The sequence below is a fragment of the Streptomyces sp. CRN 30 genome, assembly GCF_034105845.1.
On record NZ_JAVRHI010000234.1, the window covers coordinates 1 to 18,803 of the forward strand.

An 18,803-nucleotide genomic window follows, 5' to 3' on the forward strand; every position below is an offset into this window, starting at 1 on the left:
CTCAAAGCCCGGGACTGGGACGCCGCCGCCCGCGAGGGCCGCACCATCGCACCCCTGATCACCCGCCTCAACACCATCCGGCGCGCCCACCCCGCGCTGCGCCGGCTCCGCAACCTCCGCTTCCACCACGCCGACAACGACACGGTCATCGCGTACAGCAAGCGCGCCGGGTCCGACGTCGTGCTGGTGGTCGTCAACCTCGATCCGCATCACACCCAGGAGGCCACGATCTCGCTGGACATGCCGCACCTCGGCCTGGACGGACACGCGAGTGTGCCCGTGCACGACGAGCTCACCGGTGAGACCTATCACTGGGGCAGGACCAACTACGTACGCCTGGAGCCCGGCCGGGCCCCCGCGCACGTCTTCCACGTACAGCTGCCGCCCACCACGCACCACGCCGCCGCACCGCAGAACGGGGAGCCGGGAACCTCATGACCGTCAACGAGCCCGTGCCGGACACCTTCGAGGACACGCCCGCCAAGGACCGTGACCCGGACTGGTTCAAGAGGGCCGTCTTCTACGAGGTCCTGGTCCGCTCCTTCCAGGACAGCGACGGCGACGGCGTCGGTGACCTGAAGGGCCTGACCTCGCGCCTGGACTACCTCCAGTGGCTGGGCGTGGACTGCCTGTGGCTCCCGCCCTTCTTCAAGTCACCGCTCAGGGACGGCGGTTACGACGTCTCCGACTACACCGCCGTACTGCCGGAGTTCGGCAACCTGGCGGATTTCGTGGAGTTCGTCGACGCCGCCCACCAGCGCGGCATGCGCGTCATCATCGACTTCGTCATGAACCACACCAGCGACCAGCACCCGTGGTTCCAGGAGTCCCGGAAGAACCCCGACGGCCCCTACGGCGACTACTACGTCTGGGCCGACGACGACACCCGGTACGCCGACGCCCGCATCATCTTCGTCGACACCGAGGCGTCCAACTGGACCTACGACCCGGTGCGCGGCCAGTACTACTGGCACCGCTTCTTCTCCCACCAGCCGGACCTCAACTACGAGAACCCGGCCGTGCAGGAGGAGATGCTGGGTGCCCTCAAGTTCTGGCTGGACCTCGGCATCGACGGGTTCCGCCTCGACGCGGTGCCGTACCTGTACGCCGAAGAGGGCACCAACTGCGAGAACCTGCCCGCCAGTCACGCGTTCCTGAAGCGGGTGCGCAAGGAGATCGACGCGCAGTACCCGGACACGGTGCTGCTCGCGGAGGCCAACCAGTGGCCGGAGGACGTCGTCGACTACTTCGGCGACTACGCCGAGGGCGGCGACGAGTGCCACATGGCGTTCCACTTCCCGGTCATGCCGCGCATCTTCATGGCGGTGCGCCGCGAGTCGCGCTACCCCGTCTCGGAAATTCTCGCCAAGACACCGGCGATCCCGTCGGGCTGCCAGTGGGGCATCTTCCTGCGCAACCACGACGAGCTGACCCTGGAGATGGTCACCGACGAGGAACGCGACTACATGTGGGCGGAGTACGCCAAAGACCCCCGCATGCGCGCCAACATCGGCATCCGGCGGCGCCTCGCCCCCCTGCTGGACAACGACCGGGACCAGATCGAGCTGTTCACGGCCCTGCTCCTGGCGCTGCCCGGCTCGCCGATCCTGTACTACGGCGACGAGATCGGCATGGGCGACAACATCTGGCTCGGCGACCGGGACGCGGTGCGCACCCCCATGCAGTGGACCCCGGACCGCAACGCCGGGTTCTCCACCTGCGACCCGGGCCGGCTCACCCTCCCCACCGTCATGGACCCGGTCCACGGCTTCCAGGTCACCAACGTCGAGGCGTCGATGTCGTCGCCGTCGTCGCTGCTGCACTGGACCCGCCGGATGATCGAGATCCGCAAGCAGAACCCGGCCTTCGGCCTCGGCACGTACAGGGAACTGCCCTCCTCCAATCCGGCGGTGCTGGCGTTCCTGCGGGAGTTCGAGGACGATCTGGTGCTCTGCGTCAACAACTTCGCGCGGTTCGCCCAGCCCACCGAGCTGGACCTGCGTGAATTCGCCGGGCGCGTCCCGGTGGAGCTGTTCGGCGGCGTCCGCTTCCCGGCCGTCGGCGAACTGCCCTACCTGCTGACCCTCGGGGGCCACGGCTTCTACTGGTTCCGGCTCACCCGAGTCGCATCCCGCATCGGCCGCCGGGCGTGAGCTCGGGCCGAGGAAAGGACGCGTCACCATGCCGAAGACCGCAACTCTGCGCCCCGACCACGCGCACCGGCCCACCGACGTCATGGCGTCGCTCGGCGGTCTGCTGCGCCAATGGCTGCCCCGGCAACGCTGGTTCGCCGGCAAGGACCGCCCCGTGGCCGACCTCGGCCTGCTGTCGTTGACGGAGTTGTTCCCCGGCTGTCTGCACCTGCTGATCCACGCCGGTCACGGCACGGTCCCCGCCCCGGGCGGCACGCCGCCGGCCGGCGACTGCTACCAGTTGCTGCTGGGCGTGCGCGAGCAGCCGTCGCCCCGGCTGGGCCGCGCGCTCGTCGGCCGGGTCGAGGAGGGTCCGCTCGCGGGCCTGACGGTGTACGACGCTCTCCAGGACCCGCGGATGGCGCAACTGCTCCTCGAACGGCTGCGCCACCCCGGCACGGCGGGGCCGCTGGCCTTCGAGTCGGACCCGGCGCGGCCGGTGCCCGCCGGGCTGGCCCCGCGGCTCCTGGACGCCGAGCAGTCCAACTCCTCGCTGGTCTACGGCGACGAGCTGATCCTGAAGGTGTTCCGGCGTGTCCAGCCCGGCGTCAACCCGGACCTGGAGGTGCCGGGCGCGCTGGCCCGGCAGGGCTGCGGCCGGGTTCCCGCGCCGGTGGCCTGGTTCCGTACGACGCACCCGTTCGAGGCGACGCTCGGCGTGCTCCAGCCGTTCCTGCACGACGCCACCGACGGCTGGTCGCTCGCGCTCGACGCGCTGGCCGCCGGGGACGACTTCACGGCGCAGGCGCACGCGCTGGGCCGGGCCACCGCCGACGTGCACCTCGCGCTGGCGTCGGCCTTCCCGGCGGGCGCCCCCGGGGAGAACGGCCGGACGGCGGCGGCGATGACCGAGCGGCTGGCCGCCGCCGCGCACGCGGTGCCCGCGCTCCGCCCGTACGTGCCCCGGCTCCAGGCCGCGTTCGCGGCGCTGACCACCTGCGACGTCGGTCCGTCGGCGCAGCGCGTCCACGGCGACCTGCACCTCGGTCAGGTGCTGCGGGCCGGGCGGGACTGGTTCGTCATCGACTTCGAGGGCGAGCCGTCCCGGCCGCTGAGCGAACGGCGCAGCGCCCACTCCCCGGTCCGGGACATCGCGGGCATGCTGCGCTCCTTCGACTACGCCGCCCGCCAGCGCCGCCCGTGGCGCCCGGAGTGGGCGCGCCGCTGCCGGGAGGCCTACTGCGCGGGCTATGCCGCGCGGGCCGGCTGGGACCCGCGCAAGAAGCACGGCCTGCTGCGCGCCTACGAGACGGACCGGGCCGTGTACGAGGTGCTGTACGAGGCGCGGCACCGTCCCGACTGGCTTCCCGTACCCATGGCGGCGATCGAACGACTCGCCGTGAGAGGAGACTGACATGGCCCTCCGCGACACCTCGCTCCCCGAGCCGTCCGGTCCCGCCGCGCCCGCCGGCGCGGTGGCCGCCGCGCCGCCGCTGGACGCCACCGACCGGGGGCGGCTGCTGGCGGGCGCGCACCACGACCCGCACGCGCTCCTCGGCGCCCACCCGGTGCCGGGCGGGGTGGCCTTCCGGGCGCTGCGCCCCTTCGCCCGCGCGGTGGAGGTCGTCGTCGACGGCGAGCGGCACCCGCTCGCCTCGGAGGGCGACGGCCTCTTCTCCGGGGTGCTGCCGCTGTCCCAGGCGCCCGCGTACACCCTGCTCGTGGAGTACGAGGAGGGGACGCACGAGACGCACGACCCGTACCGCTTCCTGCCCGCGCTCGGTGAGCTGGACCTGCATCTGATCGCCGAGGGCCGGCACGAGCAGCTGTGGCGGGCGCTCGGCGCGGAGCCGATGACCCATGAGGGCGTGACCGGCACCCGGTTCACGGTGTGGGCGCCGAACGCGCGGGGCGTGCGGGTCGCCGGGGACTTCACCCACTGGGACGGCACCGCGTTCCCGATGCGCTCGCTGGGCTCGTCGGGCGTGTGGGAGCTGTTCCTGCCCGGGATCGGCGAGGGCGCCGCGTACAAGTTCGAGATCCACTCGCGCCACGGCCACCGGTTCCTCAAGGCCGACCCGATGGCCCGCGGGACCGAGGAGCCGCCGCACACCGCGTCCGTGGTGACGGCCTCGCACCACGAGTGGAACGACGCCGCGTGGATGCGGGAGCGGGCGGCGGTGCCGGTGCACGAGGCGCCGTTCTCCGTGTACGAGGTGCACCTCGCGTCCTGGCGGCCGGGGCTGACCTACCGCGAACTGGCCGAGGAACTGCCCGCCTACGTCAAGGACCTCGGCTTCACCCACGTGGAGCTGATGCCGGTCGCCGAGCACCCCTACGGCCCGTCCTGGGGCTACCAGGTCACCGGCTTCTACGCGCCGACCGCGCGCCTGGGCACTCCGGACGACTTCAAGTACCTGGTGGACGCGTTGCACCGGGCGGGCATCGGCGTGATCATGGACTGGGTGCCGGCGCACTTCCCGAAGGACGACTGGGCGCTGGCCCGGTTCGACGGGGAGCCGCTGTACGAGCCCGGGGACGAGCGGCGCGCGACCCATCCGGACTGGGGGACGTACGTCTTCGACTTCGCCCGCACCGAGGTGCGCAACTTCCTCGTGGCCAACGCCGTGTACTGGTGCGAGGAGTTCCACATCGACGGGCTGCGGGTCGACGCGGTCGCCTCGATGCTGTACCTGGACTACAGCCGCGACTCCGGCCAGTGGGAGCCGAACGCGTACGGCGGCCGGGAGGACCTGGCCGCCATGGCGTTCCTCCAGGAGATGAACGCGACCGTGTACCGGCGCTGCCCCGGGGTGGTGACCATCGCGGAGGAGTCCACGGCGTGGGGCGGGGTGACCCGGCCGACCGACGCCGGCGGCCTGGGCTTCGGCTTCAAGTGGAACATGGGGTGGATGCACGACTCGCTGGAGTACGTCTCCCACGAACCGGTGCACCGCAAGTACCACCACCACGAGATGACCTTCTCCATGGTGTACGCCTACAGCGAGAACTACGTGCTGCCGATCTCCCACGACGAGGTCGTGCACGGCAAGCAGGCGCTGGTGTCGAAGATGCCCGGCGACTGGTGGCAGCGGCGCGCGAACGTCCGCGCCTACCTCGCCTTCATGTGGGCCCACCCCGGCAAGCAGCTGCTGTTCATGGGGCAGGAGTTCGCGCAGGGCGCGGAGTGGTCGGAGAAGGCCGGGCCGGAGTGGTGGCTGCTCGACGAGGGGTACCACTCGGCGGGCGACCACCGGGGCGTGCTGGACCTGGTGCGGGATCTCAACGCGCGCTACCGGGACACCCCGGCGCTGTGGCAGCGGGACACCGACCCGGCCGGTTTCCGCTGGGTCGCGGTGGACGCCGCCGAGGACAACGTCTTCGCCTTTCTGCGGTACGACGCCCAGGGCGCGCCGCTGCTGGCGGTGTCGAACCTCTCCCCCGTGGTCCGGGACGGCTACCGGCTCGGGGTCGGCGACGAGGTCCCCGCCTGGCGGGAGCTCCTCAACACCGACGCCGCGCGGTACGGCGGCTCGGACGTGAGGACGGCGGAGGCCGTCGAGCCGGAGGACGGCCACATCGCGCTGACGCTGCCGCCGCTGGCCACGGTCTGGCTGGAGCCGTTCGCCGGGTGAGACCCCGCCGCGGCGACCAGGTGTTCGACCCGCCCTGAGGGGGCAGGCAGCTTCCTACGACCCGAGAACCCTCGTCGTCGCCGCACAAGGGCCACAGAAGGGCGGCATCAGGTGCGTACCGTCGGTGTGGAGGAGGAGCTCCTCCTGGTCGACCCCGAGTCCGGCGAGCCGCGGGCGATGTCCGCCGCGGTCCTCGCTCGGGCCGCGCAGGACCCGGCCGACCAGGACGTCTTCGAGAAGGAACTGCACGAGCAGATGCTGGAGTTCGCCACGCACCCGCAGGCGGACCCGGACCGGCTGCACGAGGAGATCGTCCGCTGCCGCAAGGAGGCCGCGCGGCACGCGGGCGACCTCGGCTGCGCGGTGGCCGCCCTCGCGACGTCCCCCCTGCCGGTCAGCCCCGCGGTGGGGGTGAACACCCGCTACCAGTGGATGGCCGACGAGTACGGCGTCGTCGTGCAGGAGCAGCTGGTCCTCGGCTGCCACGTGCACGTCTCGGTGGAGTCCGACGAGGAGGGTGTCGCCGTCGCCGACCGGGTGCGGCCCTGGCTGTCGGTGCTGAGCGCGCTGAGCGCGAATTCGCCGTTCTGGCAGGGCAAGGACTCGGGGTACAGCAGCTACCGCAGCCGGGTCTGGCAGCGCTGGCCGTCGGCCGGGCCCACCGAGCTGTTCGGGTCGGCGGAGCGCTACCACCACCGGGTCGCCGACATGCTGGCCACCGGCACCCTCCTCGACGAGAAGATGGTCTACTTCGACATCCGGCTGTCCCAGCAGTACCCGACGGTGGAGTTCCGCGTCGCGGACGTCTGTCTGCACGCGGACACGGCCGTGCTGCTGGCCGCCCTCGCGCGGGCGCTGGTGGACACGGCCGCGCGGGAGTGGCGGGAGGGCCGGGAGCCGGCCGGGCACAGCGTCAGCCTGCTGCGTCTCGCCGCCTGGCGGGCCGCCAGGTCCGGCCTCACGGAGGAGCTGCTGCATCCGGTGACGATGCGGCCCATGCCCGCCGAGGCCGTCGTACGGGCCCTGGTCGGCCACGTCGAGGACGCGCTGGCCGCCTCCGGTGATCTGAAGCGGGTGCGGGAGGGGTGCGCCGAGCTGCTGCGGCGCGGCAACGGGGCGCGGGTGCAGCGCGAGCTGCTGGAGAGCACGGGCAGCCTGCGGGAGGTCGTCACCGGGTGCGTGCGCCACACCCAGGCGTGAGCCGGCCCGCTTCCGGGACCGCCCGGTGGCCGCTGGGTCAGACCATCAGCGTGATGGCGTAGGCGAGGAAGAACGCCGCGACCAGCACGGCGAGGACGAGGATCAGGGTCAGTGGCGTCCGGCCCCAGCCCTTGGGCGGATTGTGGACCTCGCGGGGACCGGCCCCGGGCAGGCTGCTCTCCGCGGGCGGGGTCTCGCCCGGCGGCACGCCGCCACCGGGTTCGAGACCCGGCGTGCGCTCGGGTTCGGGGTCGGGATTCGTATAGCTCATGCCCTCCGGGTCCCCCGATCCCGCCGAGGTCATCAACACGGACACCGACAGGGACACCGTTGGGAAACACTTCTGCCTTCGCGGCCCGCGCGCCACGCCGCCTCCGCTAGATTTCGGACACCGCCGACAACGCCGTCCGTGGGCTGTGGGTCACAGCCCGTACACGTCAGGAGCAGTGCATGCGCGACCTCGCTCTCGCTCCCCCGGCCGTGCGGCCGCCGGCCGGCGGCCTGGCCGACCGGCTCTTCGAGACGGCGGACCGCACCCCCGCCCTGCCGCTGCTGGCCCGCCGCTCCGGCACCTCCTCCGCCGACTGGCGGGAGGTGACGGCCGTGGAGGTGCGGGACGAGGTCGTGGCCCTGGCCAAGGGGCTGATCGCCGTGGGGATCTCACCGGGCGAGCGCGTGGCGGTGATGGCGCGCACCCGGTACGAGTGGACGGTGGCCGGTTACGCGCTGTGGACGGTGGGCGCGGAGGTCGTGCCGATCCACCCGGCCTCCGCCCGGGAGCAGGTCGAGTGGATGCTGCGGGACGCCGACTGCGCGGCCGTGCTGGTCGAGGACGAGCGGTGCGTGATGACCGTGGGCTCGGTGTGCGCCTCGCTGCCGGCGCTGCGCCACGTCTGGCAGCTGGACGACGGGGCCCTGGCGGAGCTGGCGGCGCGCGGTGCGGACGTTCCCGCCACCACGGTCGACTCCATGCGGCGCATCGTGCTGCCGGAGGCCACCGCGGTCGTCGCCTACACCTCCGGCACCTCGGGCCGGCCCCTCGGCTGCGCGCTGAGCCATCGCGCGCTGGCCGCGCCCTGCGACGTGCTGCTCGCCGGCTGGGGCGGGACGGCCGCGCCCCCGGGGGAACAGGGCTCGGTTCTGGCCTTCCTGCCCTTCTCGCACGTGTACGGGCTGATGATCCAGGGGCTGTGTGTGCGCGGGGGGCTGCTGATGGCGCACGAACCGGAGCTGACCGAGGCCGCGCTGACGTCCGCGCTGCGCTCCTTCCGGCCCACGTACTTCTACGCCGTGCCGTCGGTGCTGGAGAAGATCTACAAGAACTTCCTGCGCACCGCCCAGCAGGAGGGCCGCGGTGCCCTCTTCGAGCGGGCGGCGGGCACGGCGCGGGACTTCGCCGAGGCGGCGGAGCGGCGGCGGCTGGGCACCGGCCCGGGGCCGGGCCTGGACCTGCGGCTCCAGCACGCGCTGTACGAGCGGACCGTGTACCGGCGGCTGCGGGAGGCGCTGGGCGGCCGGGTGCGCCGGGCGACCAGCGGGGGTTCGCCGCTGAGCCGGGAGCTGTCCCTGTTCTTCGAGGGCATCGGCATCTACGTCCACGACGGCTACGGCCTGACGGAGACCGGCGGCGGGGTGACGATGCAGCCGCTCGGCGCGGAGAAGTCGGGCACCGTCGGCAAGGCGCTGCCCGGCACGGAGATCCGGGTGGCCGGGGACGGCGAGATCCTGGTCCGCGGCCCCTCCCTGTTCCAGGGGTACGTGGGCGACGGGGCCGCCACCCGGGCGGTGCTCCGCGACGGGTGGCTGGCCACCGGCGACCTGGGCCGGCTGGACGACCAGGGGTATCTGACGATCACCGGCCGCAAGAAGGACATCGTCATCACGACCGGGGGCAAGAGTGTGGCGCCGGCCGCGCTGGAGCAGCGGCTGCGGATGCATCCGCTGATCCACCAGGCGGTCGTCGTGGGCGACAACCGGCCCTGTGTCGGTGCCCTGATCACCCTGGACCCGGAGTTCCTGACGCACTGGCGGGCGGGACTGGCGCTCCAGGGGGACGCCCCCGCGCGGGAGGCCCGTGAGGAGAACGCCCTGCGGGAGGAGGTCGCGCGTGCCGTGGCCGCCGCCAACAGTTCCGTGTCACGGGCAGAGTCGATCCGGGTCTTCCGGGTCCTGCCGGAGCCGTTCGACGTGGCCCGGGGGCTGCTCACCCCGTCGATGAAGCTGCGCCGTGACGAGATCGCCCGTGCCTACGCCCTGGAGATCGACGCGATGTACGAGACGCGCTCCCGGCGGTCCGGCCGGTCCCTGTCCTCCGGCGCGACCGGTGACACCGGGGCTGCCGGAGTGAGCGACTGGGACGGCCGGGACGAGTCGGACAACGTTTTCGTGCGCTGACGGCGCCGGATCAACCGCCGACGTACCAGCTGAATCCGCCGTTGCTGGCGCTCACGGCGAGCATCACGACGAAGAGGACGACGTCGAGAATGCCGAGCACGATGCCGGCCTTGGCCATTCCGGCGCCGCCCTTGGCCGACACCTGCCGCATTCCGACGGCACCCAGGACGATCGCGACGGGGCCGAGAATCACGCTGGCGATGAACAGTCCGATGATGCCGCAGATGAGGCTCGCGACGGCCAGGCCGTTGGTACGGGAGCGGGACGCTGCGGGGTGGCTGCCATAACCGGTCATCTGATCCTCCGTACGAGTTCGGGGTTCCGAGCGTTCGAGTGCCCGCCCAACACGCCCCGTATTCCCGGGAATTGACCCGTCGCGCGGCACCTCGCGCACACCCGGGCACCGCTCCGTCACGCCGGGTCATCTTCCGACGGCCCGGCATACAGGCGCGTAGGCTCTGCCGCCACGGGAACTAGCAGACGAAGGGGGCGCACGGGAAAGGACGAGACAGCCCTGCTGATGCCGGGGCCGGGAAGGCGAAATGGCAGCCGAGTCGCGTTGGGACAGGACACTGGCTTCCGAGGAGATCACGGACCGCACCGCCAGCTTCACCGGGGAGCTGCACAATGTGACGGGTGCGCGGCTGGTCGCGGAGGAATTCCTCTACGACCTCTCACGCGTCGCGTCACCGGCGGCACCGGAGCACTGGGACGACATTCTTCTGGTCGTCACGGAACTGGCGGCGAACGCCGTGCAGTACGCCCCGGGACCCTTCAGGCTGCGGTTGCGGCGCACCTTCGACGGGGTGCACGTGGTGCTGCACGACACCAATCCGGCTCCGCCGGAGCCGAGGCCCTTCCACCCGAAGAACGGGGGCGGCGGCATCGGCTGGCATCTGATCCACACCCTGTGCGACCAGGTGAGCGTCGTCAGCGACGAGCAGGGCAAGGACATCCACGTCTTCCTGCCCTGGTGAGAACCCCCGCTCAGCGGGGGTCCGCCGCGCGGACCGGGACCAGCACGCTGATCGTCTTGCCCCTGCCGGGGCGGCGGCGGACGGTGACGTCCCGCGCGAGGCGGGCGATGAGCGGCCAGCCGTAGCCGCTGCCCTGGTCACGGGCGGGGAAGGGGACGCGGCCTGAGGCCGCGGCCGGTACGACCGGGCTGTGGTCCGAGACGTCGAGGCGCACGCCGCCGTCGACGGCCCGCGCCTCGAAGGCGGCCAGGCCGCCGCCGTGCCGGACGGCGTTGCCGACCAGCTCGGAGACGACGAGCAGCAGATCGATGACGTCCTCCTCCCTGGGCCGCCGTTCCCCGTCGCCCCAGGCGCCGCGCACGACGGCCTCGGCCTCCTCCCGGGCGGCGGCGGCGATCCGGCGGGAGACGGGGCGCGCCGGGGCGGCCGCGGCCTCCTGCCGGTCCGGTGACGCCGGAGCCTCCGCGCGCGGTGGCGCGGAAGCGCCGGTGTCCGGCGTCGCGGAAGCGTCGGTCGTGTCCATGTGCGTCCCCGTCTTCGCTTGCTCGCGAGGCCCTGGTCATGGGCCCCGCCGTCCCCCTGCCGGTGGTCGCCGGCCTCAGGTCGTGGAGGTCTCCCCCGGCAGCCCGTGATAGTAGTCACCGACCGCGGCGAGGTACCCCTGGTCCATGGTCTCGCTGTCCGTGCGGAACCGCGGCGCGGCCTTGACCTCCGCCCTGGTGCACGACACCGTCACCTTGCCGGCTCCCTTGTCGATCCCCGTCACGACGCCCACCGGCACGAGCACGCTGCGCCCGAAGACCCAGACCCCCGTGTCGACGACGAGGTGCCGCATCCCGAAGTGGTCGGCCTGCCGGTCCACGTGACCGATGGTGCCGTCGCTCGCCACGACGGTGCAGCCCGACAGGTCCTCCCCCTCGACGTGGCCGCTTCCCGGTGCGTACGACCAGATTCTCTCCATCGGCACGCTGCTCCTTCCCTCCCGCGTCTGACCGGTCGTGGCCCGGGAGACGCCTGCCGCGTCCGTCCCGGTCCCACAGCAGCAACTACCCTGCCGGGGCAGCGCCATTCGGAGCGCGGCCCGGCACCCTGCCGGGGCCGGGCCGAAACCGCGGCGAGTACCCCGCCCCGGCCGTTGTATTCCGGGTACTCCCCGATCGCGTGAGCACGCGTCACGCGGTGGTCGGGTTTTTGTTCCCCGCACGGCGTGTGCGTTAGCCTCTGGCGTATTTTTCTCATCGAACGTCTTCGCTGAACTGCGGAAACGTAGGCACGACAACGCGGGCCGCCGATCGGCCCGGCGGGGGTTGTCGAGTCCTCGGCGCGAGGACTCCTGGGGAGCGGAACGAGGATGCGCATGACCAGCGACAGCATCGGGGTCGTCGATGCGGTCCCGGGCGATCAGGAGCTGCGACGGCTCCTGGCCGGCCTGACGGCCGTGCGGGACGGCGATTTCGGTACGCGGCTGCCGGACGACGCCGACGGTCTGATGGGTGACATCGCCACGGTCTTCAACGGCATGGTGGACCAGTTGTCCGTGTTCACCTCCGAGGTGACCCGGGTGGCCCGCGAGGTGGGCACCGAGGGCCGGCTCGGCGGGCAGGCCAAGGTGCAGGGGGTGCGCGGCACCTGGGCCGACCTGACGGACTCCGTCAACGCCATGGCCGGGAACCTGACCACGCAGGTCCGGGACATCGCCCAGGTCGCCACCGCGGTGGCCCGGGGCGATCTGTCGCAGAAGATCGACGTGGACGCGCGCGGCGAGATCCTGGAGCTGAAGAACACCATCAACACGATGGTCGACCAGCTCTCCGCCTTCGCCGACGAGGTGACGAGGGTCGCCCGCGAGGTCGGCACCGAGGGGCGCCTCGGCGGCCAGGCGGACGTGCAGGGCGTGCGCGGCACCTGGCGCGATCTCACCGACTCGGTGAACTTCATGGCCGGGAACCTGACCAACCAGGTCCGCAACGTCGCCCAGGTCGCCACCGCCGTCGCCCAGGGCGACCTGTCCCAGAAGATCACCGTGGACGCCCGCGGCGAGATCCTGGAGCTGAAGAACACCCTCAACACGATGGTCGACCAGCTCTCCGCCTTCGCCGACGAGGTGACCCGCGTCGCCCGCGAGGTCGGCACGGCCGGGAACCTCGGCGGCCAGGCGCAGGTGCGGGGGGTCTCCGGCACCTGGAAGGACCTTACCGACAACGTCAACGTGATGGCGTCCAACCTGACCAACCAGGTCCGCTCCATCGCCCAGGTCGCCACGGCCGTCGCCAAGGGCGACCTGTCGCAGCGGATCACGGTCGAGGCCAAGGGCGAGGTCGCGGCGCTGGCCCAGGGCATCAACACGATGGTCGACACGCTCTCGGCCTTCGCCGACGAGGTGACGAGGGTCGCCCGCGAGGTCGGCACCGAGGGACGCCTCGGCGGCCAGGCGCACGTGCCGAACGTGGCCGGCACCTGGAAGGACCTCACCGACAACGTCAACTCCATGGCCAACAACCTCACCGGCCAGGTGCGCAACATCGCGCTGGTGACGACCGCGGTGGCCCGGGGCGACCTGTCGAAGAAGATCGACGTCGACGCGCGCGGCGAGATCCTCGAACTGAAGACGACCATCAACACGATGGTCGACCAGCTCTCCGCCTTCGCCGACGAGGTCACGAGGGTCGCCCGCGAGGTCGGCACCGAAGGCCGCCTCGGCGGCCAGGCCGAGGTCGAGGGCGTCTCCGGCACCTGGAAGCGGCTGACGGAGAACGTCAACGAGCTGGCCGGGAACCTGACCCGGCAGGTGCGGGCCATCGCCGAGGTGACCAGCGCGGTCGCCGAGGGCGACCTGACCCGCTCGATCAACGTGGAGGCGTCCGGCGAGGTCGCCGAGCTCAAGGACAACATCAACGCGATGGTGGAGTCCCTGCGCGAGACCACCCGGGCCAACCAGGAGCAGGACTGGCTCAAGACCAACCTGGCGCGGATCTCCTCCCTGATGCAGGGCCACCGGGACCTGCCGGTGGTCGCCGAGCTGATCATGGACGAGCTGGTGCCGCTGGTCTCCGCCCAGTACGGCGCCTTCTACCTGGCGGAGGACGGCACGGGCGGCCCGGAGCTGCGGCTCGTCGGCTCCTACGGCTATCCCGACGACGACGGGCGGCCGACCCGCATCCCGTTCGGCCGGACCCTGGTCGGGCAGGCGGCGCGCAACCGCCGCGCCATCACCGTGGACCAGCTGCCGCCGGACTACGTGACGATCTCCTCGGGGCTCGGCCGGGTGGTGCCCTCCGCGCTGGTGCTGCTGCCGATCGTGGTCGAGGGGCAGGTGCTCGGCGTCATCGAGCTGGCCTCGGTGGCCGCCTTCACCCAGACCCACCAGGACTTCCTGACGCAGCTGATGGAGACCATCGGCGTCAACGTCAACACCATCGTGGCCAACGCCCGTACCGACGAGCTGCTCGCCGAGTCGCAGCGGCTGACGGCCGAGCTCCAGGCCCGGTCCACCGAGCTCCAGGTGCAGCAGGACGAGTTGCAGCGCTCCAACGCCGAGCTGGAGGAGAAGGCGTCGCTGCTGGCGGCGCAGAACCGGGACATCGAGGCGAAGAACCTCCAGATCGAGCAGGCGCGGCAGGAGCTGGAGGCCCGCGCCCAGCAGCTCTCGCTGGCCTCGAAGTACAAGTCGGAGTTCCTGGCCAACATGAGCCACGAGCTGCGCACCCCGCTCAACAGCCTGCTCATCCTGGCCCAGCTGCTCGCCCAGAACCCCTCGCGCAACCTCACCCCCAAGCAGGTCGAGTACGCGGGGATCATCCACTCCGCCGGCTCCGACCTGCTCCAGCTGATCAACGACATCCTGGACCTGTCCAAGGTCGAGGCGGGGAAGATGGACGTCGCCCCGGAGCTGGTGACGCTCAGGCAGCTCATCGAGTACGTGGAGGCCACCTTCCGGCCGATGACCACGCAGAAGAGCCTCGACTTCACGGTCACCACCGCGCCGGGCGCCCCGGCCGACCTGCTGACCGACGACTCCCGGCTGCGGCAGGTGCTGCGCAACCTGCTGTCCAACGCGGTGAAGTTCACCGAGCGGGGCAGTGTGGAGCTGCGCATCGAACCCGCCGCGGACGACGAGGTCCCCGAGGGCGTGCTGCGCGGCGGCGCGGTGGTCGCGTTCCGCGTGCAGGACTCCGGCATCGGCATCCCGGAGCAGCACCTGGAGACGATCTTCGGCGCCTTCCAGCAGGCCGACGGCACCACGAGCCGCAAGTACGGCGGCACCGGCCTCGGCCTGTCCATCACCCGGGAGATCGCCCAACTGCTCGGCGGCGCCGTGACGGTGGACAGCACCCCGGGTCTCGGCAGCACCTTCACGCTGTTCCTGCCGGTGGCCCGGCCCGACTTCGAGGAGCTGCTCGGCGCCGGCCGGGGCACCGAGAACGCTCCGGCCGGCACCACCGCCGACGCGCTCACCCGTCCGGCGCCCACCCCGGAGCTGACCTCCGGGCAGCGGCAGCGGCCCCGCCGGCTGCTGGTCGTCGAGGAGCGGCCCCGGGGGCTGCTGACCCTCGTCGCCGAGAGCGTCGTCGCGGACCTCGCGCACGGGCGGGACGACGCGGGCGGGCGGCCGCCGCTCGACGTGATCACGGCCGTCGGGGCGCAGGAGGCCGCGGGCGCGCTGGCCGCCGACCCCTGCCACTGCGTCGTACTGGAGCTGGGCATGCCGGACGGTGAGGCGTCCCGCTTCCTGTCCGCGCTGCGGGGCGACTCGGCGCTGGCGAGCGTGCCGGTGCTCGTGCACAGCGGGCACCGCGCGGACGTGGCGCTGGAGGAGTCCCTGCGGTCCGGCGCGGACGTCGGGGCGCTGGAGTTCCTCTCCAGCCTGGACGAGCTGCGCGAGCGGATCGCGCTGCACCTGTCCGCCGAGGAGCCCGGCGACGTGCTCTCCCTGGTCCGTTCCGAGGAGCCGCAGCGGCTGGCCCCGCAGGCGCCGGGCACCGCGCCGGACGGCCGTACGGTCCTCGTGGTCGACGACGACGCGCGCAACCTGTTCGCGCTGAGCGGCATCCTGGAGCTGCACGGCTTCCGGGTGCTGCACGCCGAGAACGGCCGCAAGGGCATCGACACGCTGCTGAACCACCCGGACATCGCCCTCGTGCTGATGGACGTGATGATGCCCGAGATGGACGGCTACACGGCGACGGCGGAGATCCGCGCCATGGAGCGGTACGCCCAGCTGCCGATCATCGCCGTCACCGCGAAGGCGATGCCCGGCGACCGGGAGAAGTCCCTCGCCTCGGGCGCCAGCGACTACGTCACCAAGCCGGTCGACACCAACGACCTGATGGCCTGCGTACGACGGTGGCTGCCGGCATGAGCCGCCCCTTCGACCGAGAGGCGGTCACCCCGTGAGCGTTTCCGAGCACCCGCACGACACGGCCGGCGACCGGCCCGCCGGTGATCTCGTGGGCGTGTCCCGCGAGTCGCCCGTGGGCCGGCTGGCGGCCACCGTCGACCGGCTCAGCCGGGAGGTGAGCAAGGCCCAGGCCGAGGCCGAGGGCCGGGCCCTGATCGAGCTGGCCAAGGGCATCCTGGTGGAGCGGCTCGGCTGCGGCCCCGCGCAGGCCGCGCGGCAGCTCACCGAGCTGGCCGAGCAGTCCCAGGTGACGCCGCTTGAGTTCGCGGTGGACGTCATCAACCAGGCCGCCCGGGACCGGATGTCGGAGGTCACGGACGCGTTCCTCGCGGCGACCGCCGCCGCGGAGGCGGACGCGGACGAGTCGGCGGAGTCGGCCGCGGTGCGGCTGCGGGCGGCCGAGAGCGGCGCGCTGGCGGCCGACGACACCCAGGCCGTCGCCGACGCGCTCCTGGAGCAGGCGCTGCGCCCGCTGGGCGCGGTGGCCGTGGCGATCTGGGCGGCGGGCTCCGACGGTTCGCTGACGCTGGCCGGCAGCGCGGGCTACTCCCCCGCCGAGGCGGCCCGCTGGCGGTACGTCCCGCCGGACGTGGCGACGGTGGCCCGCGGCGGGCTGACCGAGCGCGACGGGCTGTGGATCGCCTCCCTGGCCGACACCGGGCTGCCCAGTCTCGGCCGGCACCAGCACCCGGACGGCGGTCGGGTGGCGCTGCCCGCGGGGACCGGCGGACGGGTGCACGGCGTCCTGGAGATCGCCTGGCCGGAGCCGCTGGCCCCGCAGCCGCCGCAGGTCGTGCGGCAGGTGGAGGCGCTGGCCGAGCTGTGCGCGCACACGCTGGAGACGTACACCCTGACCCACGGCACCGCCTCCGAGCCCCGGGTGGTGCCGGACGCGGCGGAGCTGATGGACCTGGCGGACGGGCTGCACGACCCGGCGCTGGTGCTGGTCCCGCACCTCGACACCGCGGGCAACCTGGTCGACTTCCGCATCCAGCACGTCAACGACCGCTTCCTGGACCCGGCCGGCCGGCCGCGGGCCGTGGTGGGCGGGGCGCTGCTCCTTGAGGCGTACCCGATGGCGGCCGGGGACAGCGAGCTGTTCCAGCGGGTGGAGCGGGTCTACGCCACCGGTGAGCCGTTCCGGGCGCAGCGGATGAACCTGACCGCCCTCGTCGACCAGGTGGCGCTGTCGGCGCTGGCGGACATCAGCATCAGCCGGCACGGCAACGCCGTCCTGCTGATCTGGCGTATCGAGGACGAGACGGCGCGGCTGGCCAGTCTGCTCCAGCACGCCCAGCGGCTGGGACGGATCGGCGGGTTCGAGGAGAACCTGCTGACCGGGGAGATCACCTGGAACGGGCAGCTCTTCGATCTGTACGGGCGCCCGGAGTCGAGCCTGCCGGTGCCGCTGGAGCGGTTGTCGGCGCACGCCCATCCGGACGACGCCGTCACCATCGGCCGGTTCCTGCGTACGGTGATGCACCACCGCAGGCCCGCCTCGGCGGCGTTCCGGCTGGCCCGGCCGGACGGTGTCACCCGGCACATCCGGGTGGTCGCCGAGCCGGTGCTGGACACCGACGACCGGCTTCAGGTGATCCGCGGCGCCTACCAGGACATCTCGGCGCAGCACTGGACGGAGGTGGCGCTGGCGGCCACCCGGGACCAGCTCGCCCACACCGAGCAGCAGGCGCACGAGCGCAACCGGCTGACCCTTCAGTTGCAGCACGCCATCATGCCGCCCACCCAGGCGCCGCTGCGGATGGACGGCCTCCAGGTCGCCGTGCGCTACCGGCCGGCGGAGACGGAGCAGTTGGTGGGCGGCGACTGGTACGACGCGGTGGTGCTGCCCAACCGGCTGGTGCTGCTGTGCGTGGGGGACGTGGCGGGTCACGGGATAGAGGCGGCGACCAGCATGGTCGTGCTGCGCAACGCGCTGCGCGGGCTCGCGGTGACCGGTGCGGGGCCGGGTCAGTTGCTGTCCTGGCTGAACATCGTGGTGCACCACCTGACGGGCGGGGTGACGGCCACCGCGGTGTGCGGGCTGTACGACCCCTCCCGGCGGACGCTGCGCTGGGCGCGCGCGGGTCATCTGCCGCCGGTGCTGGTCCGGGACACCCAGGCCGCGCCGCTGCCGCTGGTCAAGGGCATGCTGCTCGGTGCGGTGCCCGAGGCGGTGTACGAGGAGGCCGAGGTGCAATTGGCCGCCGAGGACACGCTGCTGATGTACACCGACGGTCTGATCGAGCGCCGGGACCGTTCGGTGGAGGAGTCGCTGACCCAGCTGCTCACCACCGTGCGCACGGCGCCGACCTCGCTGGACCAGCAGTTGGACCGGCTGCTGACGTACAGCAGGTCGGACACGGACGACGACACCTGTCTGGTGGGTGTCCGGCTCGTCTGAGACGCCGCGCGCCTCCCGCTGTCCGGTCCGTCACACCGATCGACAGGCATGACCGGCCGGGCAGGGGGAAGACGCGCGTGCGCGGTCGGACGACCGCGCGGACGGGGGGGCGGTACCCGATGAGACGTTGATCACCGGCGGCGCCGGTGATCGGCGCGCATCGAACCGGCCTTCGGGGGTAACTGGCCCAGGCTGTCCGCATATGTTGTTGGAGGTACACGTGCCCATTGCACAGAATCCGCTGTCCGTCGAGGTGACCCTTCCCCGGCAGGATGTCGCGCTGCTCACCGTCGAGGGCTATCTGGACGTCGACACCGCGACGGAGTTCCAGCACCATCTGGCCAACCAGTTGCACCACGGCCGGCGGCACTTCCTGCTCGACCTGTCGGCCGTGCCCTTCATGGACTCCTCCGGCATGAACATCATCCTGCGGGTCTACCAGGAGGCCAGGGAGCTGCCGGGCAGCGTGCACATCATCCGGCCGACGCCGGCGGTACGGCGCATCCTGGACCTGACGGGTGTCAGCATCACGGTGCCGGTCTCCGAGAGCGTCGAGGACGCCCTCGCGCTGGTCGACGAGGGAGCCGCGCCCGGCGGACCGGACGGCGGCCAGGACGGCTGAAGAGAACAGGCGTTTTCTCCTCGAACGCGCGTCCCGACCCCTGC

The 18,803-nt window shown here is 72.3% G+C and carries 14 protein-coding genes; 10 read left to right on the forward strand and 4 right to left on the reverse strand.

What is annotated here, in order from left to right:
- From UW392_RS25075 to UW392_RS25095, 5 genes are all read left to right on the forward strand, one after another.
- Window positions 1–438, forward strand: a 438-nt coding sequence (locus UW392_RS25075; RefSeq protein WP_320777376.1) for a DUF3459 domain-containing protein, incomplete at its 5' end; no start/stop codon positions are given.
- A complete protein-coding gene (treS, locus tag UW392_RS25080) occupies window positions 435–2,153 on the forward strand; it encodes a maltose alpha-D-glucosyltransferase (protein WP_320777377.1) in 1,719 nt (572 codons plus the stop codon). The genes UW392_RS25075 and treS, both read left to right, overlap by 4 nt.
- A gap of 28 nt (window positions 2,154–2,181) precedes the next feature.
- The gene (locus tag UW392_RS25085) at window positions 2,182–3,546 is read left to right on the forward strand and encodes a maltokinase N-terminal cap-like domain-containing protein (RefSeq protein ID WP_320777378.1); all 1,365 of its coding nucleotides are present in this window, start codon (window positions 2,182–2,184) and stop codon (window positions 3,544–3,546) included.
- A 1-nt stretch (window position 3,547) separates the two neighbouring features.
- Complete coding sequence (glgB, locus tag UW392_RS25090; protein ID WP_320777379.1) at window positions 3,548–5,767, forward strand: 1,4-alpha-glucan branching protein GlgB; 2,220 nt, start codon at window positions 3,548–3,550, stop codon at window positions 5,765–5,767.
- Between the two features lie 111 nt (window positions 5,768–5,878).
- On the forward strand, window positions 5,879–6,967 hold the full coding sequence (locus UW392_RS25095) for a glutamate--cysteine ligase (RefSeq protein ID WP_320777380.1): 1,089 nt from the start codon (window positions 5,879–5,881) through the stop codon (window positions 6,965–6,967).
- A gap of 37 nt (window positions 6,968–7,004) precedes the next feature.
- Here the strand turns inward: UW392_RS25095 and UW392_RS25100 are convergent, their stop codons facing one another.
- Window positions 7,005–7,238 (reverse strand): DUF6480 family protein, encoded by a 234-nt coding sequence (locus UW392_RS25100; RefSeq protein WP_320777381.1) that lies wholly within the window; start codon window positions 7,236–7,238, stop codon window positions 7,005–7,007.
- Between the two features lie 179 nt (window positions 7,239–7,417).
- Here UW392_RS25100 and UW392_RS25105 point away from each other — a divergent pair, with 179 nt between their 5' ends.
- Entirely contained in the window at window positions 7,418–9,361 is a 1,944-nt protein-coding gene (locus tag UW392_RS25105; RefSeq protein WP_320777382.1) for an AMP-dependent synthetase/ligase, read from the forward strand.
- Between the two features lie 10 nt (window positions 9,362–9,371).
- Here the strand turns inward: UW392_RS25105 and UW392_RS25110 are convergent, their stop codons facing one another.
- A complete protein-coding gene (locus tag UW392_RS25110; RefSeq protein WP_320777383.1) occupies window positions 9,372–9,656 on the reverse strand; it encodes a DUF4190 domain-containing protein in 285 nt (94 codons plus the stop codon).
- Window positions 9,657–9,903: 247 nt separating this feature from the next.
- On the opposite strand from UW392_RS25110, the gene UW392_RS25115 reads away from it, so the two are divergent.
- Window positions 9,904–10,338 (forward strand): ATP-binding protein, encoded by a 435-nt coding sequence (locus tag UW392_RS25115; protein WP_320777384.1) that lies wholly within the window; start codon window positions 9,904–9,906, stop codon window positions 10,336–10,338.
- Between the two features lie 10 nt (window positions 10,339–10,348).
- On the opposite strand, the gene UW392_RS25120 is transcribed toward UW392_RS25115, so the two are convergent.
- Entirely contained in the window at window positions 10,349–10,861 is a 513-nt protein-coding gene (locus tag UW392_RS25120) for an ATP-binding protein (protein WP_320777385.1), read from the reverse strand.
- Window positions 10,862–10,936: 75 nt separating this feature from the next.
- Complete coding sequence (locus UW392_RS25125; RefSeq protein WP_320777386.1) at window positions 10,937–11,305, reverse strand: PRC-barrel domain-containing protein; 369 nt, start codon at window positions 11,303–11,305, stop codon at window positions 10,937–10,939.
- Between the two features lie 390 nt (window positions 11,306–11,695).
- Between UW392_RS25125 and UW392_RS25130 the strand changes: the two genes are divergently transcribed.
- The 3 genes from UW392_RS25130 (at window position 11,696) to UW392_RS25140 (ending at window position 18,759) form a co-directional block, all read left to right on the forward strand.
- Window positions 11,696–15,697 carry a HAMP domain-containing protein gene (locus UW392_RS25130; protein ID WP_320777387.1) on the forward strand — a complete coding sequence of 1,334 codons (4,002 nt, stop codon included), beginning with the start codon at window positions 11,696–11,698 and terminating at the stop codon, window positions 15,695–15,697.
- A 31-nt stretch (window positions 15,698–15,728) separates the two neighbouring features.
- Entirely contained in the window at window positions 15,729–18,137 is a 2,409-nt protein-coding gene (locus UW392_RS25135) for a SpoIIE family protein phosphatase (protein ID WP_414496696.1), read from the forward strand.
- Between the two features lie 220 nt (window positions 18,138–18,357).
- Window positions 18,358–18,759 carry an STAS domain-containing protein gene (locus UW392_RS25140; RefSeq protein ID WP_320777388.1) on the forward strand — a complete coding sequence of 134 codons (402 nt, stop codon included), beginning with the start codon at window positions 18,358–18,360 and terminating at the stop codon, window positions 18,757–18,759.
- Window positions 18,760–18,803 lie beyond the last annotated feature (44 nt).

Coding starts and splice junctions, on each gene's coding strand:
- UW392_RS25110 (WP_320777383.1), bottom strand. CDS start 9,656: ATGACCGGTTATGGCAGCCACCCCGCAGCGTCCCGCTCCCGTACCAAC.
- UW392_RS25115 (WP_320777384.1), top strand. CDS start 9,904: ATGGCAGCCGAGTCGCGTTGGGACAGGACACTGGCTTCCGAGGAGATC.
- UW392_RS25105 (WP_320777382.1), top strand. CDS start 7,418: ATGCGCGACCTCGCTCTCGCTCCCCCGGCCGTGCGGCCGCCGGCCGGC.
- UW392_RS25085 (WP_320777378.1), top strand. CDS start 2,182: ATGCCGAAGACCGCAACTCTGCGCCCCGACCACGCGCACCGGCCCACC.
- glgB (WP_320777379.1), top strand. CDS start 3,548: ATGGCCCTCCGCGACACCTCGCTCCCCGAGCCGTCCGGTCCCGCCGCG.
- UW392_RS25120 (WP_320777385.1), bottom strand. CDS start 10,861: ATGGACACGACCGACGCTTCCGCGACGCCGGACACCGGCGCTTCCGCG.
- UW392_RS25100 (WP_320777381.1), bottom strand. CDS start 7,238: ATGAGCTATACGAATCCCGACCCCGAACCCGAGCGCACGCCGGGTCTC.
- UW392_RS25130 (WP_320777387.1), top strand. CDS start 11,696: ATGACCAGCGACAGCATCGGGGTCGTCGATGCGGTCCCGGGCGATCAG.
- treS (WP_320777377.1), top strand. CDS start 435: ATGACCGTCAACGAGCCCGTGCCGGACACCTTCGAGGACACGCCCGCC.